Genomic DNA, 464 nt, shown 5'->3' on the forward strand with positions numbered 1-464 from the left:
CCGGGGCAGCGGCGGCCGCGCCCGGCTCGGTCGATGCCACCTTCCGCACGACGCTGCTGGCCGACCCGCGCAGCAATTCGCTCATCCTGCGCGCAGCCAATCCGGCGCGTGCGCCGCTGGTGCGCACGCTGGTCGCCAAGCTCGACCGCGCGCCGGAAGCCGGCAGCAATGGCGATGCCGGCAACATCTACGTGGTCTACCTGAAGAATGCCGATGCCGTGCGGCTGGCCGTGACGTTGCGTGCGGCCATGTCGACCGATGCACGGGGCGGACAGGGCGGTGGCGCGAGCACCGTCGCCAACACGGTGGCGCAGTCCGCCAACCAGAGCCAGCAGCAGTCACAGCAATCGGCGTTCAGCGGCGGCACCACGAGCAGCGCCGCCTCTGCGCCGTTGAACAACGCCAACCAGCCTTCCACGGGTGGCCAGATCCAGGCCGACCCGAGCACCAACTCGCTCATCATC

1 protein-coding gene is annotated in these 464 nt (G+C 70.3%); it reads left to right on the forward strand.

Annotated features, from left to right (window positions below; all coding sequences use genetic code 11):
* On the forward strand, nucleotides 1-464 hold a 464-nt coding region (locus CVH10_RS17440), incomplete at both ends, for a secretin N-terminal domain-containing protein (RefSeq protein WP_219924750.1).

It is taken from the genome of Halomonas sp. ND22Bw, assembly GCF_003011945.1.
GTDB classification, from domain to species: Bacteria; Pseudomonadota; Gammaproteobacteria; order Pseudomonadales; family Halomonadaceae; genus Halomonas; species Halomonas halophila.